The organism is Nitrospira sp. BLG_2, assembly GCF_049222245.1.
In genome coordinates this window covers 1-17162 of sequence record NZ_JBLYIG010000171.1, presented here as the reverse complement: position 1 = coordinate 17162, position 17162 = coordinate 1, and the positions used below count along the sequence as shown (strand labels likewise).

Annotated in this window: 10 protein-coding genes; 6 read left to right on the top strand and 4 right to left on the bottom strand. The window is 56.1% G+C overall.

From position 1 onward, the window contains the following. Positions 1-503, bottom strand: a 503-nt coding sequence (locus ACOSYY_RS04770) for a sigma-54-dependent transcriptional regulator (protein WP_421661126.1), incomplete at its 3' end; no start/stop codon positions are given. A gap of 5 nt (positions 504-508) precedes the next feature. Beyond that, a complete protein-coding gene (locus tag ACOSYY_RS04765; RefSeq protein WP_421661125.1) occupies positions 509-2128 on the bottom strand; it encodes a sensor histidine kinase in 1620 nt (539 codons plus the stop codon). An 883-nt stretch (positions 2129-3011) separates the two neighbouring features. Between ACOSYY_RS04765 and ACOSYY_RS04760 the strand changes: the two genes are divergently transcribed. The 6 genes from ACOSYY_RS04760 (at position 3012) to ACOSYY_RS04735 (ending at position 14677) form a co-directional block, all read left to right on the top strand. After that, on the top strand, positions 3012-6164 hold the full coding sequence (locus ACOSYY_RS04760) for an efflux RND transporter permease subunit (protein WP_421661124.1): 3153 nt from the start codon (positions 3012-3014) through the stop codon (positions 6162-6164). A 28-nt stretch (positions 6165-6192) separates the two neighbouring features. Then, positions 6193-7371, top strand: coding sequence for an efflux RND transporter periplasmic adaptor subunit (locus tag ACOSYY_RS04755; protein WP_421661123.1), 1179 nt, complete (start codon positions 6193-6195; stop codon positions 7369-7371). 50 nt (positions 7372-7421) lie between these two features. Then, positions 7422-9014, top strand: a complete 1593-nt coding sequence (locus ACOSYY_RS04750; protein WP_421661122.1) for an efflux transporter outer membrane subunit — start codon at positions 7422-7424, stop codon at positions 9012-9014. A 616-nt stretch (positions 9015-9630) separates the two neighbouring features. Then, on the top strand, positions 9631-12795 hold the full coding sequence (locus ACOSYY_RS04745; protein WP_421661121.1) for an efflux RND transporter permease subunit: 3165 nt from the start codon (positions 9631-9633) through the stop codon (positions 12793-12795). Between the two features lie 18 nt (positions 12796-12813). Beyond that, positions 12814-14055, top strand: a complete 1242-nt coding sequence (locus tag ACOSYY_RS04740) for an efflux RND transporter periplasmic adaptor subunit (protein WP_421661120.1) — start codon at positions 12814-12816, stop codon at positions 14053-14055. Between the two features lie 316 nt (positions 14056-14371). Continuing rightward, positions 14372-14677 carry a P-II family nitrogen regulator gene (locus ACOSYY_RS04735; protein WP_421661119.1) on the top strand — a complete coding sequence of 102 codons (306 nt, stop codon included), beginning with the start codon at positions 14372-14374 and terminating at the stop codon, positions 14675-14677. A gap of 190 nt (positions 14678-14867) precedes the next feature. On the opposite strand, the gene ACOSYY_RS04730 is transcribed toward ACOSYY_RS04735, so the two are convergent. Continuing rightward, positions 14868-15206 (bottom strand): P-II family nitrogen regulator, encoded by a 339-nt coding sequence (locus ACOSYY_RS04730; protein WP_421661118.1) that lies wholly within the window; start codon positions 15204-15206, stop codon positions 14868-14870. A 56-nt stretch (positions 15207-15262) separates the two neighbouring features. Further along, a partial coding sequence (locus tag ACOSYY_RS04725) for a putative inorganic carbon transporter subunit DabA (RefSeq protein WP_421661117.1) occupies positions 15263-17162 on the bottom strand: 1900 nt, incomplete at its 5' end.

Here is a 17162-nt window from a genome sequence, read left to right as displayed (position 1 = left end):
ATCAACACGGCGGTTCGGCTGCGGGAGACACGGCCGACGAGTTTGAACACCTCCACCATCTTCTTGCTCTGGCCGATCAACGACGCAGCCCGTGGGCGTTCACTGAACGCGCGCTGCAGCGAGCGATTGTCCTGGATCAAGCGCCGGTACTCGACAGCGCGTGTCATGGTGAGCACGAGTTCTTCGAGATTCACCGGCTTGGCAAGGTAATCGGATGCTCCTTGCTTCATGGCTTGGATCGCCGTGTCGACGGAGCCGAACGCGGTCAACAGCACGACGGGTACTTCCGGCATGGTCTTGCGAAAAGAATCCAGCAGGTCCAGACCGGACAAGGGGGACATGCGGATATCGCTCAAGACGGCATCATACGTCGCTTCGTTGACCTTGCTGAGGGCTTCAACGCCGTCACCCGCCGCATCCACGGCAAAGCCGGCTTGGCTCAAGGCTTCGGTCAACATGTCGCGATTCTGCTGATCATCATCCACGACGAGGATGGAGGGCACGTCACTCATTGGCAATTGCGGATGTCCCGCTCCTTCCATAAAGGTAGATCCACCGTGAACTCCGTGCCCTGTCCCACGGCGCTCTTCACGGCGAGCCGGCCGCCGCTGTCGGTCACCACGCGTTGACAGATCGCCAATCCGAGTCCCGTTCCCCCTGCCTCATGTCGTGTCGTGAAAAACGGTTCGAATATTCTAGATAAGTGTTCCGGACGGATCCCGTTGCCCGTGTCGGCGATGGTCAAGCGGACCGCCGTGCCATTGACGAGCGCACCCTCACTCACTATGACGGTTCCTGGGAGCTCCGTCGTGCAAGCGGCGCGTGTTCGGATGATCAACTCCCCGCCGGACGGCATCGCCTGAACGGCATTGGCGGCGATGTTGAACAACAATCCATGCAGGGCACGAGGGTCTCCGGCGACCGGCGGGAGATCGATTTGTAAGTCCGTCTTCAGAACCACGTGTTGCTTTTGCAGGCCTAGTGAGAGCAGGGACAGTACTTCTTGGATGATGCCATTGAGATTCGAGGGAGCCGATCGGAGCCGCACACGAGTCTGATCCAACACCTGTTCGATAATGGCGACCATGCGATCGACCTCTGAGCGAATGACGGCAAGATGTCGCCATCGGCTCGGGGAATCGCCGGCATGGGTGAGCATTTGCAGATGGCCGGAAAGGGCATTTAATGGGTTGCCCAATTCATGGGCCATCGTCGCCGACAATTCTCCAAGAGCGGCTAAACGCTGACTTCCTTCCACCGCGAGCCTTGCCTCCACGAGTTCAAGGTTCGTCCGCTGCAATTCTGCTGCGGCCTCCGAGACTCGTTTCTGAAGGGTCTGATTGAAATGTTGAATCTCCTTCAAAAGACGATCCTTCTCCAATCCGGCTTCACGCACACGATCGAGCATGCGATTGAACTGAGCCGTCACCTCTCGGATTTCGACGGGGCCTGTGATGGATGCATGGCCGGACAAATCTCCGGCCTCCACGTTCCGCATGGCATACAAGAGTCGGTGAATCGGATGATGGATCTTGATCCGAATCAGCAGCAAAAAGGTCAATGATGCGACGAGGACGACGCCTATGCCGATGGCTTTGGCCAGTTCAATTTCCTGCTTGATGAGATCATCATACTCTTTCACCGAAAACAGCCCGCGCAATGCTCCGACGACCTTGCCGTCGATCGCAATCGGGGCTGTAATACGCCAGGCCCGCTCTGCCGAGGATTCATCGAGTTGCATGACCGAACGCCCTGCTTGAATCTCGGCTCGTTCCTCAAGATCCAACGTTTGGGGCACCGCCTTCGGATCGGTCGTCATAACAAGCAAGCTGGATTCTTGCGTAATTTCGAACACGGAAAGACGCTGAATCCCGGCCAGGACTTCCCGAACGTCTTCGATAAGTTCTTGCAGGACCGTGCGATTTCGAATCCCTCCCGTCTTGACGATCATGTCGCCCATAAACTCGGCGATGCGGAGAAACGCGACTTGTCGATTATGCGCTCCTGCACGGTTAACGATGTCGCTTTCAAGGAACGTCATGACGCCGATCGACAATCCGACAAGGATGGCTCCGGTGACGATAAACCAAGCCATGATACCGTCGATCTTGAACCACTTCTTGAACATCTCGACATCGTCAAGCTTCCCCTCCATATACTTATATACATGTAATAGGTTCGATGACATCCGAAAGTCACGAAGCGCTTCCCGGGCAACCATTCATCGTGGGACGTTGTTCCGATGAAAGAAAGTGATCCTGCTATTAATGTGCGAAACCTTCGCCTGTTGCCTTCCGTATTTGGCGCATTCGATCAGGTCCACAATGATACATCGACACAGACACATGGACACATCCCTATAAAACGCTGCAAAACATGATCCCGACGGAGTATCTCTGTCGTCGACTGATTAACCGATAGCTTTCATCATCCCTAGACCACACGTCGCGGCAATCTCTTCCAAAAAGAGCGTTAACGCACACACAGCTCATTTTCAATGTGCACACTTCTCAATGAGAAGAGTTTGGCCATAGATCGGCACTGATCCCGGTAGCGCCGTTTTCTATTCGCATCAGCATTGGTATCGATCCGGTGGTTAGGGAGTCGGTGGAAGTCGCTGTTGTTGACGACAGCCCAAGAGAAAGGGGGGAACGCCAGACCAAAAAAAGACGAGCATAAACACAAAGATATTGAATAAGACACCCCCGTTCAATAAGCCACCTACCCACCTCTCTGACTACCTTTGGCACACTGTATAATTTTGACACACACAATCCCCCTCTACTCCTGAGCAAGCCGCCTACATTCGTATCCAATTGTCACACTTTTGTGTCTCGCACAGGTTAGGCAAACACCTTGCTAGACGTTTACTCATGAACCATGGCTCAAGGGGTTAGGACAAAGAGACAGGTAGCCTAGTGCGTAGTCGAAAATCGGAAAACCGAGTTCATATATAAGAAGAGGATCGCGCTCCCTGAGGACAACATTAATATCTATAGGGATCTCATCGTATGAATAATCTGGTCCAGATTGCCTTAAGAAAACCTTATACGTTTGTGGTTTTGGCTATCCTTATCCTGGTGTTCGGGGCACTGACGATCGTCGAGGCACCGACCGACGTCTTCCCAAATATTCAGATGCCCGTCAGTTCCGTGGTCTGGCTCTACGATGGCTTGATGCCGCAAGAGACGGAAGGGCGAGTCACGCGTGTCTTTGAACAAATGTTGACTCAGACGGTCGAAGGCATCAAGACCATTGTAAGCACTTCCTATTTCGGCCACTCCATCATCAATATTTTTCTTCAAGACGGGGTCGATCTAGCCGGTAGCGAGGCCGATATCGTGGGAATATCGCAAACCTCCGTCAAGGCGCTACCACCGGATGTTGCCGCGCCAATGGTTATGAGGCTGTTCCCCTCCCAAGTGCCGGTGGCCGTATTGCAAGTCGAATCCGACGTGCAGACACCGGCGGAGCTCTACAATCTCTGTGTCATGCGAATTCGACCCATGCTCGTCACGATACCCGGTGCGATCCTGCCACACCCTTACGGTGGCCAGGACATGCAGGTCATGATCAATGTCGATCAGCAGAAGTTAATGGCCCGTCATCTCACCACGGAGGACGTGCACCAAGCTATCGAGAGGCAAAATCTCGTGCTGCCTGGTGGAGACATGAAGATCAAGGAGACCGATTGGCTCGTCTTGACGAACGCATCTCCGTTGAAGATCGAAGAGTTTGACGACATTCCGATTAAGCGAGAGGGCAACGCCTTCATTCATCTGCGCGATGTCGCCACGGTTCGCCTTGCCGGACGAGTACAAACGAACTCCGTGCTGGTCGACGGCAAACAGGCCGTCATCGTCGTCGTCATGAAGAGCAGTGAGGCATCGACCATAGACATCGTGGACGGAATCAAAAAAATGCTCCCGCGGATTCAGGAGGTCGTGCCGTCGGACGTAAACGTGAGTCTCATCAGCGACTCCTCGGTCTTCGTAAAGGATGCCATCAGCGATGTGGTGCATGAAATGGTCATCGCTGCCGCGCTGGTCGGCTTCATCGTGCTGCTGCTACTTGGCTCCTGGCGCCCGACGGTAATCGTGCTCACCTCGATCCCGCTCTCCATCCTCAGCTCTCTCATAGGCCTTCATCTGCTCGAGGAATCGATCAATATTATGACCCTTGGTGGACTTGCCTTGGCCGTCGGCATTCTCGTCGACAACGCCGCGGTCATGATCGAGAATATCGATACCCACCTCGCCATGGGGAAGCCGTTGGAGACGTCGATCATCGACGCCGCCAATCAGATCATTCTCCCGACGTTCGTCGCCACGCTTGCCATCACAATCGTGTGGGTCCCGTTGTTCCATCTGAGTGGCATTGCCGGCTGGGTGTTTCCGGCGATGGCCAAGGCCGTCGTCTTCGCGATGCTGGCTTCCTTTATCTTGACCTATACCCTTGTGCCGACGATGGCGAAGTATATTCTGAAGGCTCATCATCAGACGGAGTTGGGAGGCGGCGTCTTTTCTCGCTTCCAGCAAGGCTTTCAGGAGTCCTTCGACCGATTCCGTGATCGCTATGCCGCGCTGCTGGAACGCGTGGTCGCCCACCGCGTGCGTTTCGTCACGATCTCCATGGTGTTCGCGTTGGGATCGCTCGTTCTTTTTTACTTCAACGGCCAGGAGTTCTTCCCCCAGATCAAGGGAGGAGTGTTGCAGATGCACATGCGGGCGCCGCTCGGCCTGCGGATCGAGGCCGCGGGGCGTATTGCCGCTCTCGCTTCAAACGACATCAGGGGAATGTTGCCCGGTGTGGAAGCGATTGTCAGCAACTGTGGTCTTCCTGTCGGAGCCCATAACCTCGCCTTCATTCCATCCCCAACGATCGGCACTCAGGATTGCGACCTCACCATCACGCTGAAGGATCAAAGGTCACCGGTGTGGGAATATCGGAACACTCTGCGCAAAGGTTTGTCGGAGCGCTATCCAGGAACCGAATTCACGTTTCAGCCGGCTGATCTGACCGATAAGATTCTCAATTTCGGTTCGCTCGCGCCAATCGACCTACAAATCAATGGGCCGGACCTCTATGCGAATTATGCGTATGCTCAAAAATTGGCGGGGAAATTCCGACAAATTCCCGGTGCCGCCGATGTCTATATCTATCAAACGATGTTTCAGCCGACGATTCTGGTCGAAGGCGATCGAAGATTCGCGCTCGGCATGAATCTCAACCAGAAAGACTTTGGCTTCAACATGCTTTTGGCGACGGCCGGTAGCCAACAGATTGATCAGAAATATTGGCTCGATCGTTCGACGCAACAGTCTTATCGTCTCAACGTCTATACCCCGCAACCACAGTTGACGAGCGTGAAAGATCTCAAGACGATCCCGGTCGCGCCGGAAATGCGCGAACAAGGGGTAGATTCGGAAGAGAATCTGCAATTGCTCGGCAATATGACCAAACTGTCCTTGATCGGAACGCCGGGTGTGGTGACGCACCGAAACCTCCTGCCGATGATCGACCTCCTCGTATCGGCGGAGGGACGCGATCTCGGTGGCGTGTTGGCGGATGTCCGAAAAATAGCGGAGAGCATGAAGGATGAGCTACCGCGCGGTTCGGAAGTTGAAATCCATGGTCAGTCGGAAGTCATGCACGATGCCTTTGTCGAGCTAGGAGGTGGTCTCATCATCGCCATCCTGTTGGTTTATCTTCTGATCGTCGTCAATTTCCAGTCCTGGCTTGATCCCTTCATCATTATTACGGCCTTGGTGGGCGCGTTCGCGGGCATTGCCTGGTCACTGTTCGCGACTCATACCAATCTTTCCGTACCGGCGCTGACCGGCGCCATCATGACGATAGGTACGGCCACTGCCAATTCAATCCTGCTCGTCGCATATGCCCGTGAGCGGCTCGCTGTCCACGGTGACGCGCTGCGAGCCGCGGTCGAGGCGGGCAAGGGTCGTATTCGTCCGGTACTCATGACTGCTGCCGCCATGATCATCGGCATGCTTCCGATGGCCATGGCCAATTCCCAGAATGCCCCGCTTGGTCGCGCCGTCATGGGCGGATTGACCGTCGCAACCCTATTCACGTTGTTTTTCGTTCCCTGCGTCTACGCCATCATCTATCACCGTCGAACTGTTCTCCAAAAGGAGTGTGTATAATATGAATAACTTAGGTAGATCAACCCCTATGATCCTAGTTATCATCGTGGGACTCTTGTTTCTCGGTTATCGGTTTAGCGAGAATCAGCAGGAGGCAGTCGCATTGCAGGCGGAAAGTTTGGAAAGCGCCATAACCCCGGTGGCCCTCACGCAAGCCAAGCTGTCAGAGCCGACCGATACCATTACGCTCCCCGGCAATATTGTCGGTTGGAACGAGGCTCCCATCTATGCGCGTGTCACAGGCTACGTGAAGGAGTGGCACACGGACTACGGCCATGACGTGAAGAAAGGCGAAGTCCTCGCCGAAATTACAACGCCTGATCTCGATGCCGAATACCGACAGGCCGTTGCGGATCTGGAATCCGAACGTGCCAAGAATGCGCTGGCCGACCTGACCGCCAAACGCTACGTGGCGATGCGACAAAACCAGGCCCTCTCTGAGCAAGCCATCTCGGTGCAAATCGCCGAGGCGAAAGCCCAGGCGGCGAAAGTCGCGGCGGCGGAGCAAAAGGTCAAAAATATCGCGGCGTTCATCGGGTTTAAACAGATCACGGCCCCGTTCGACGGAGTCGTGATTCAGCGCAATATCAGTGTCGGTGACTTGGTCAGTAAGGAGGGCAATCTCAACACCCCCAACGCGAAAAACAACCTCTTTACCGTGGCTGTGGTCGATAAGTTGCGGCTCTTTGTGAGCGTGCCGGAGTCCTTTGGGGCTTTCCTCAGCCCCGGCCTGACGGCCGATGTGACCGTCCCGCAATTCCCAAATCGTCATTTCACGTTCAAGTTTCTGACCGTGTCCAAGGGGTTTGATGTGAGCACACGCACCGCGGTCGCGGTCTTTACCATTGATAATGAGGACCGGGTACTCTGGCCGGGCTCATACGCCACCGTTCGTCTGACCGCTCCGGTGGAGAGAGGGGTGATGACGATTCCGACGAGCGCGATGGTCTTTCAGGAGCATGGCACGCAGGTGGCCGTCGTGGGAGAGGACGATCGACTTCACTTTAAGCCCATCGCGGTCGCCAAAATCTTCGATAACTACATCGAAGTGACCGATGGGATTTCTGAGAGCGACCGTATTGTGAATAATCCGAGCGCCGCATTGCTCGAAGGCGATAAGGTGCGCATCGTCGAACCTGCCGTAGGCTATGACGTTCTCCATCCCGGAGCTCCGGTGGAGAAGAAACAGACAGCAAAAGTGTTATGACATCCAGGTGTCGAGGAGATAGGAGCGACGGCTTACCCATGACAATGAGCATGATGCACAACACGCGCACCTGGAGATGGCCAAGCGGCATCTTGTTTTTGGTGCTGACCCTATCGGCTTGCAGTGACTTTTTGCCGCGGGCCGATTTGGCGCCCACCTATGAGCCGCCGCAATATGTCGTGCCGGCTTCCTGGCAGGGCTCGAGTCCCTTCGTGGTGGCGAAACCGTCGGATGATGAGCTGCGCCCCGATTGGTGGAAACTGTACGAGGATCCGGTGCTGGACCAGCTGGTGGAGCAAGCTATTGAGGCCAACCCGGATCTCCAGGCCGCGGCCGAGCGCTTTGTGCAGTCTCGAGACATGATGATGAAGGCCCGGGCTCAGTATCTCCCGCAGCTCGGCATCGGGTTTGGGGGGAGACACGAACGACAATCGGTTGACAAACTCTTTCGCCCCGAGAATATCCCCATTCAGGGAAGCACCATGGAACTTGGGGGGCTGGCAACCTGGGAACCCGATTTCTGGTCGGCCATGCGGAATGCCACGCGAGTGGAGACGTACACCGCTCAGGAACGTGCCGCCGACTGGGGACTCGCGCGCCTCAGTCTGCAAGCGGAGGTGGTGTCGGACTATGTTATCCTTCGGGGGTTTGACGCTCAAACCGCGACGTATAGCCAATCCATTGATCTCTACAAACAGTCACTCGGGCTGGTCAAGGCGCAGTTCGTTGGAAAGCTGGCCTCGGCGCTCGATGTCGCCCGTGTCGAATCACTGCTGTTCAGCACGGAGACAAGATTGGCGCAGATTCAAGGACAACGCCAACTGACGGAACAAGCGATCGCCATCCTGCTCAATATGGCGCCCTCCAGCTTCACGATCGATCCGGTCAATGATCTCCGTGTCGCCAGTTTTACGATTCCGCGTACCTTGCCTGCCACCTTGCTGGAGCGTCGACCGGACATCGCCGCGAGCGAGCGACGGATGGCGCAGGCCAACCGTGTCATCGGCATCGCCCGCGCCGCGTTTTTCCCGAATGTGTCATTCCGTGCGGGCGGAGGATTCGAAGACGGGTACGACTTGATCAAACTGGCCCATACGTTTTGGGCGTATGGCGCGGAAGTGTCGATGCCGGTCTTTCAAGGCGGGTATCGCCGCGCCCAATTGCAACAGGCGTGGTCCGCGTATCGCGAGACAGAAGACCGGTATCGGGCAACCGTGCTCAATGCGTTTCGCGAGGTGGAAAACAATTTGACCCTGACGAATCGGCTGACGCTCGCGGCGGATCGGCAAGATGCCGCCGTGCAGGCGAATTTCAAAACGCAAACGCTGACCACCGATCTGTACCGAGGCGGATTGGCCTCAAGCCTGGAACTTATTTTCGCGCAGGTCAATACGCTGGAGGCCCGCATCGAGTCCATTATCATCAAGGCGGATTTGCTCAAATCCTCGGTCGAGCTCATTCGGGCGCTGGGGGGAGGGTGGAACCGTAAGCAGTTGCCCTCTGATGACCAGATTCAACCGTTTGGGACGTTCCAATATGTCAACCTTGACAAGCCCGCGCCGGCTGGGGGGATTGATGTCCATGCAGACAATAACCATTTATACAATGATCTAACCCGACTTCGTCCAGCAGTGTCTCCATAAGGACGGGTTCGCATGGGGGGGGCCGTATTGAGGGACTTTGAAGGAGAACAGAGTGGGCAGAGCGGACTCTTCCGTTCACACCACAAGCCTAGTGCTGGAGCCTAGAGGAAAGCCCTCATCACAAGGTCACGGTCAGGAAGTACCGAAGTTCTGTTACTCGTGCGCGTGGGTCAGTACTCGGCGATGCAATCCGAGTAGGGGCCTCGACCCACGCGCCTGATTCGTCCTCACGAGAACCCACATCTTTGTAAAGCTCTCCGCCTGTTCATTTGTGGCACGCAGCGCCATTCCTGTCACAAAGTCTTGGCATATCCTGCTCAGTTGGTTTCAATCAAAATGATGCTCTTCCTTAGTCTGCTAGGTATGGCATCTCATTTGCTGATTTTATGGAGGTATGTCGAGTTCGCCGGGAGACGAGCTATTCACAGTGGTTCAAGTTATGTAGCCCCCTTGGCTTCAAGCCGTACATTCCCGTGTAGGTGGGTGCATCGCGTGGTGTGAGGAACTCACCGAACTTCAACCACATGAACGCTCACACAACGGACAAGATGGTAAGGAACGGACAACCTGTCATGGCATCGCTACGAGAACCGGCAACACAGGTCGTGGTGGCAAGATGAGGCAGATTATCGGAATAGCCTTGCGTCGGCCGTACACCTTCGTGGTGATGTCGATCCTCATCGTGCTGTTCGGGGGAAGGACGATCCTCCACATGCCGACCGATGTCTTGCCGAATATCTTGACCCCCGTCACATCCGTTGTGTGGATCTACTCTGGCTTGCTGCCGCAACAGGTGGAAGGGCGCATTACGTATCTGTTCGAACGTTTCCTGACCTCGACGGTGGAAGGCATCAAGTATATCCATAGTCACTCTTACTACGGCAGCAGCATCACCAAGATGGATCTACAGGACGGGGTCGACGTAGGCCGGGCTGAAGCGGACATCGTGGGCATTGCGCAGAATGTCGTCAAAGCGCTCCCGCCGGATATCTCACCGCCCATGGTCATGCGTCTCGCTCCATCCTCCATCCCAGTGGCCATGCTCGAAATCAGCTCCGATGACATGACCCCCGCGGAGCTCTATAACCTCGCCTACATGCGTATCCGTCCTCTGCTCATCACCGTCAACGGGGCCATCCTGCCGCACCCCTATGGAGGCCAGGATATGCAGGTCATGGTCAACCTCGATCCGCAGAAAATGCTGGCTCGGAGCCTGACACCGTCAGACATTCACGATGTCCTCATGAAACAGTACCGGGTGTTGCCCACCGGCGACATCAAGATTCACACGACGGACTGGATCGTCCAGACGAATGCGTCACCGATGAAGATCGAGGAATTTTCCAATATTCCGATCAAGCGGGAAGGCAACGCGTTCGTCTATCTGCGTGACGTGGCCTCTGTGCAGCTCATGGGACGGGTACAGCAGAACATGGTGCTGGTGAAAGGCAAACAGATCGTCATCATCCTCGTCATGAAAAGCACCGAGGCCTCGACCCTGGAGGTGGTGGATGGAATCAAGCAGATGATCCCTCGAGCCGAGCAGATCTCTCCCAAGGGTGTCACGATCAGACTGCTCGACGACGCCTCAATCTTCGTCAAGGATTCAATCTCGGACGTGCTCCATGAAATGCTGACCGCCGGCGCGCTGGTCGGTCTCATCGTGTTGCTGTTGCTCGGCTCCTGGCGGGCAACCGTCATCGTCTGGACTTCGATCCCTCTGTCCATTCTGACCGCGATCATCGGGCTTCATTGGCTCGGAGAGACCATCAACGTCATGACCCTGGGAGGTTTGGCCCTGGCTGTAGGGATCCTGGTGGATAATGCGATTGTGATGATCGAAAACATCGATCGTCACCTCGACACCGGCACGCCCCTGGAGCAGGCGATCATAGACGCCGCCAGTCAGATCGCCGTTCCGACGTTCGTGGCCACGCTATGCATCGCGATTGCCTGGTTTCCACTCTTCGGGCTCACCGGCAGCTCCGGCTATTTGTTTATGCCCATGGCGGAGGCGGTCATCATTGCGATGCTCGCCTCCTTCATCCTTTCGTTCACCCTGGTGCCGACCATGGCGAAGTACATGATGAAAAGTCGCATGCCGCACCCACATGAACCCCGACATCCGACATCCGATGCGGAACACTCGCGGAATATCTTCGTCCGCTTTCAGCGGGGATTCGAGCAACGCTTCAGCCGGTTCCGCGAGCGCTACGCCTCGCTGTTGGAACAGGTGATCGGTCGTCGCCGCGCCTTCGTCACTATTTCGCTCCTGATCGCAATGGCCTCGATGGGCATTTATTTTTTCCTCGGGCGTGACTATTTCCCGGAAATCCGATCGGGGGTGTTGCAAATGCATATGCGGGCTCCGCTCGGGACACGCATCGAGGTGAGCGGGCGTCTGGCCACATTGGTGTCGAACAGCATCGAAGAGCTGTTACCCGGTCAAGTCGAAAACATCGTCAGCAACTGCGGCCTGCCGGTCGGTCCGCACAACCTCGCGTTCATTCCGACGCCGACGATCGGCTCTCAGGATTGCGACTTGACGATCCTTTTGAAGGATGAAAAGTCGCCTGTGTGGGAGTACCGGCGGATCGTCCGAAAGGGCTTGAACGACCGGTACCCGGGGACCGAATTCACCTTCCAGCCGTCTGATCTGACCGCCAAAATCCTCAATTTTGGCGCACCCGCCCCGATCGACGTGCAGGTCAACGGCCCGGACATCCACTCAAACTATGAGTTCGCACGCAAATTGATGGACAAATTCCGCGAGATCCCGGGCGCCAAAGACGTCGTCATACAGCAGACGATGCGCACACCGACCATGATGGTCGAAGGCAACCGTACGTTCGGACTCGGAGTCGACAGGACCCTATCCGACATGGCCGATAATTTATTGATGACGACCGCCGGAAGCCAACAGGTCGATCAGATCTACTGGCTCGATCCTCCGACCGGTATGTCGTATCTGATCAATGTTTACACACCGCAGCCCTTCATCAATAGCATCAACAGTCTCAAGACCGTCCCGGTCGACAGGTCAAACGATATGTCCAATAACGATGTGCAACTCCTCGGCAACTTAACCGACCTGTCGGTGGAAGGTACGCCGGGTGTGGTCACGCATGGCAACATCATGCCGCTATTCGACATTTATGTATCAACCGAAGAGCGCGATCTCGGCGCTGTGCTGGCGGACGTCGAACGAGTGACTCACAGTCTGGAGCACGAGAAGCCCGATAGTGCAAAAGTTGAGATCCATGGTCAGGCGGAGCTGATGCGGGACGCCTATTCTGAGCTGCTCTTCGGTCTACTCGGTGCAGTCGTACTGGTCTATCTCTTGATCGTCGTCAACTTCCAATCCTGGCTCGATCCTTTCATCATCATCGCGGCCTTGCCTGGCGCACTGGCGGGCATCGCGTGGGCATTGTTCCTGACCCATCCGCGTCTCTCAGAACCCGCGCTGACAGGCGCCATCATGTGCATGGGTACGGGAACCGCCAATTCCATCCTCGTTGTGTCGTATGCGCGTGAACGGCTCCAAGAGCACGGCAACGCCATACAGGCTGCGATCGAAGCCGGCACGACTCGGTTCCGTCCCGTGTTGATGACAGCCTCGGCCATGATCATCGGGATGCTGCCCATGGCCACAGGCTATTCGCAGAACGCACCGCTGGGTCGTGCGGTCATCGGTGGCTTGCTCGTGGCTACTCTCTTCACCCTGCTTTTCGTGCCTTGCGTGTACGCGATCATGTACAACCGCTCGAATGCTTCGGCATAAAGGACAAGTCCTATCCCGATGAAGATCATCAGCCGAAAACGCCTGGCCTTCTTAGCAATCCTTCTGTGTGGGCTCTATGTCGGCTATCGTATACATGAGGCCAAAAGCGACACCGCCTTGCTGCGCGACAACACCCTTGAAGAGGCTGTTCCCACCGTGGCCATCGTCTCTCCCGAGCCGGTCCCCGCGACAGAATCTATTGTCCTTCCCGGCAATATTGTCGGATGGTACGAAGCACCGATCTATGCGCGCGTCACCGGCTATGTGGAGATGTGGCACAAGGGGTATGGAGACTGTGTAAAGAAGGGAGATATTCTCGCTGAAATCAACACGCCGGACCTCGATGCCGAATATAGACAGGCCCATGCGGATCTGAAATCAGAGCGCGCTAGGTATAAACTCGCCGAAGTGACGGCAACACGCTATCAGGCGATGCGATCCAACCATGCAGTCTCCGAACAGTCGATCACGATACAGGAACAAAACATGCACGCCCAAGCGGCGGTGGTCCAAGCAGCGGAGCAAAAGGTCAAGAACATCGAAGCGTTCATTGGGTTCAAAAAGATCGTCGCGCCGTTTGAGGGTGTTGTGATCCAACGCAACATCAACGTCGGAGACTTGGTCACGAAGGAGGGCGCTCTCGGCACCCCCAATGCGAAAACTAACCTCTATACGGTAGCCGTCGTCGATAAGTTGCGCCTCTTTGTCAACGTTCCGGAGCAGTTCGGGCCTTTCCTTCAGCCGGGCTTGACGGCCGACGTCACCGTGCCTCAATTGCCTCATCGGCACTTCAACTTCGAGTTTCTGACCGTTGCTCGTGGATTCGATGTAGGCACCCGCACTGCGACCACGGTGTTTACGATCGACAACGAGGACCATGCGCTCTGGCCCGGCTCCTTCGCCCGAGTCCGTCTTACGGCGCCGGTAGATCGACAAGCCTTCACGATGCCCTCTACTGCATTGGTGTTCCAGGAACACGGCACGCAAGTGGCTGTGGTAACGGACGACAATCGCATTCACTTGAAACCCATCAAGGTCAGTAGACTTATGGACAAATATGTCGAAGTGGAAGAGGGACTTTCAGTCGGCGACCGTATTGTAAACAATCCCAGTGCCGCGTTGCTCGAAGGGAACACCGTGCGTGTCGTCACGCCTCCTCCGGGTTACGACCTCGGTGTTGGAGAGCCAAAGACTCCTGAAGCCGTGGCGCCAAAGGAGCAACCAGCGAAACCCCTCGGACATTCGAGTCTAATTCCGTAGAAATAAAACGGGTACATGCTACAGGCGACACGGAAGATGGCGTAGACAAAACTCGCCGCGTATGGCGAAGCAGCTTTGTTGCGCTCAACCCTACGGTCACTCTTTCCAGGACGAATCGGCTAACGCTGGATAGCCACGGCGGTGGATTCCATCCCTATTATCGAGGGACCCGAGGCACAATGGCGATCTGTTGGTCAGGAATTGAGTCGCGAACCGTCCATGAGATAGGATACATCCCCCAACTGAGCGAGAGAACATCGGAGATCTTGATTGTTGTCGTCCATACTATACTGAGTAGCAAGGAGGGATCGCGCACATGAGAACTCTCATCATTGTGGCTCGGGACTCGATGTTAAGTGACTTGGAAGAACTCCTACAGAGTAATGGTGTCAAAGCCTACACCATCATGAGCAACGTCATGGGCAACGGAGTCACGGGAAGAGTGTTTGGGACGTTCCTCAATCCCGACACCAATGCGATCATTTTTGCGGTCCTTTCGCCCGACCAGGCGGACAAGGCGGTCAGCGCGCTTCAAGCACTTCATGCAACACGAAAAGCGTCTTCGCGAGACACGCCTATCCCGCTCAAGGTGTTTTCTTTTCCCTGTGAAGAGCACGTGTAGTGTAATGTACTCAAAGTCGGTCCCGTGTCTCCATGCAAGCAGGTCATTCCTACGAACTGCACGGTTTGCATCGAGCCGCAACTGGGTGGACATAGGGAGACGATCAAGCGATGTTTGAAGGAGGGTCAGGTCAAAGACATTCGCAGGTTTGACGGCGGGATTGCCTCCTCTTTTCAAAGAGGAATTGCAGTCACGGTTTCGTCCCCTTCTTTCCGAAGTACTCCTGTCGGCTGACGGCCACGTCGGCGACGAGCATGAAACCGGAATGCCGTTCGAAAAGCGGACGGAGACCTGCGAGGATGGGCCCGACTTTTTCTTCCGGCACAACAGTCATGATAATCTCAAGGCTCTCCTGTTCACTAAACATGAAGTGTGCCTCGCGAAATCCATGATGTCCTTTTCCTGAGATATTGCCGATAATCGTGTACCCGGTCGCGTTCACTCGATCCAGCAGATCGGTGACAAACGCACGGTGTTCCCCCGCAATGATAATGCGAATTTCCTTCATCGGATGCAAGATCAAGCTCATCAGTAACTCTCCTTTCCCGTCCAGCTCTCGATCTTCTCTCGAACGCTTCTAAGGTTTCACATCGGGTGCCACGTCCCGTCGGGATGATAGCGATACCAAACCCGATCTTCAGGGTCGTACGCGACCAGATGAACCCACTCATTGTGATAGAAGTGCTGTAAGACTTCGTATCGCGCGATCAATTTCTCAATGCGCTGGCGCGGCGCCTCAATGATCGTCAACAGCCGCATGGGCTCATGGTAGGCGCCTTCCCCGCTCATGACGGTTTGCTTGGCCAAACCAAGCCGGAGATCGCTCCAGGGTCCGGACATGATGCCGAGCCGGCCGACTACATTATGGTAGATTTTGCTCCCGCTACCATAGACCTCATTGTCGACCGCGGAGAAATAATGCTCCATGTTGATCCACTGCGCGACGACCTGCGGGGCCGTGAGCAGCACTTCGAGCAGCCGATTGTTCGGATCTTCCCGATAATCGTACGAGTGCAGGAAGACTCGGCCCCCCAGGTCCAGGCCTTTCGTCAGTTCCCGCCGCCCGATCAGGAACGACGTATTGTTCGAGAGTCCCCATTCCGGTCTGACTTGGCTCCAGTCAATGCTCCGCCGGTGGACATGCGCTCTCGCTGCCGTCTCATTGAGAGCGTGCCGGACATCGGGGAAGCGCGCACAGCGTTCCTGACTGGTGAGCGCGGAGGCTTCTTTGAGGTCTTCCTGGAGTCGGGCGATGTCTACGCGATGAGTCGGCGGGGCGTCTTCGAGGTCGAAAAGCTGTATGGCATCGGTCGTGGTATCCATCTGCCCGGCAAGAAAATGCGTGTCGGATGGAATGTCGATCCTTAGTTTGGCGAGTCGCTCGCGGACCTTCTGATTGTTCGCCATCATCGCCAGGGCACGAGCATTGGGTTTGCCCTCATTGCCTCCGCAGGCCCCGCAATCGAGCGCGGATTCGTAGGGATTGTTGTCCGACGTGCTCCCGTGGGCGCAGAAGAGAACGAGCCGCGCGAAGTTCTTGGTCAGCCCCATCATACGGAGCGCGGTGTCGACGGTCAGCACTTGCTCTTCCAAGGTGAAACCGGTCCTGGTGAGCCGTTCTTTGTGCCATGACGCGGATCGCGCCGTCAGATCGTACTGCCGCCGCAGAGTTTCGACGAACGCGTTGGTCGTCTCCGGTGTGAGTCCGGCCCGCTCGATTTCTTCGGCGGCAATCGGCGGCTCCGGGTCTCCTTCCACCGTTAAGGCGCGCTGGCGCAGACCTTCGACGAGCGCAGGCGCGATACGGGAGCTACGGAGTCCGTATTGTTCGTGCAAGGCCTCCCGGATCACGGCTTGTTGTTCCGCTTCCAGCATCTCGGCCGTTTCACCCGGCGCCAACTTATCTATCGTCAACGTGGTAGCCAGAGGGGGAACGAACAGACGCCGCAACCAGGCGGTCCAGCGCTGATAGAGCGCCGGGACCAATGTCTTGCCGAAAATAGGCAGGCCGTAAAACCAGCCAAGCGATTCCACCATGACATAAGGGGTCACGACGTTTTCTTTCAGATCATGCAAGAGCGTATGGCCGGCATGCACCCATTTGGTCCGCGCCGCGTGCAGCGAGACCTTATGATCGAGATAGCTGCGCGGGATTTCCCGCACCTCGTTCTTTGCCCGCATGATCACCGGGAACTGTTCCGTATCATGTTCCTTTCCCCAGGCCCGATAACGGATAAAGGCGGCAAAGAAGCCGGCGAAGCCATAGGTCTCATGCGGGCCGATCGATTCGAGATGGCGGCGGAATGGCTCGGAACGCACGTCGATGCAGTAGACCGACTGTGAATACGGGCGCGCCGCCTCGGAGGAAACGGCGTGCGCGGTCCGCGCGCGTAGGTGTCCCAACAGGTACTCTTGGTAGCCCGCTTCCAGGGCCTTGAGCCACACCGGTCCATGGGCCGATTCAGGAAAGGCCTCCATCCAGTCG

Coding starts and splice junctions, on each gene's coding strand:
- ACOSYY_RS04765 (WP_421661125.1), bottom strand. CDS start 2,128: ATGTTCAAGAAGTGGTTCAAGATCGACGGTATCATGGCTTGGTTTATC.
- ACOSYY_RS04760 (WP_421661124.1), top strand. CDS start 3,012: ATGAATAATCTGGTCCAGATTGCCTTAAGAAAACCTTATACGTTTGTG.
- ACOSYY_RS04755 (WP_421661123.1), top strand. CDS start 6,193: ATGATCCTAGTTATCATCGTGGGACTCTTGTTTCTCGGTTATCGGTTT.
- ACOSYY_RS04750 (WP_421661122.1), top strand. CDS start 7,422: ATGATGCACAACACGCGCACCTGGAGATGGCCAAGCGGCATCTTGTTT.
- ACOSYY_RS04745 (WP_421661121.1), top strand. CDS start 9,631: ATGAGGCAGATTATCGGAATAGCCTTGCGTCGGCCGTACACCTTCGTG.
- ACOSYY_RS04740 (WP_421661120.1), top strand. CDS start 12,814: ATGAAGATCATCAGCCGAAAACGCCTGGCCTTCTTAGCAATCCTTCTG.
- ACOSYY_RS04735 (WP_421661119.1), top strand. CDS start 14,372: ATGAGAACTCTCATCATTGTGGCTCGGGACTCGATGTTAAGTGACTTG.
- ACOSYY_RS04730 (WP_421661118.1), bottom strand. CDS start 15,206: ATGAGCTTGATCTTGCATCCGATGAAGGAAATTCGCATTATCATTGCG.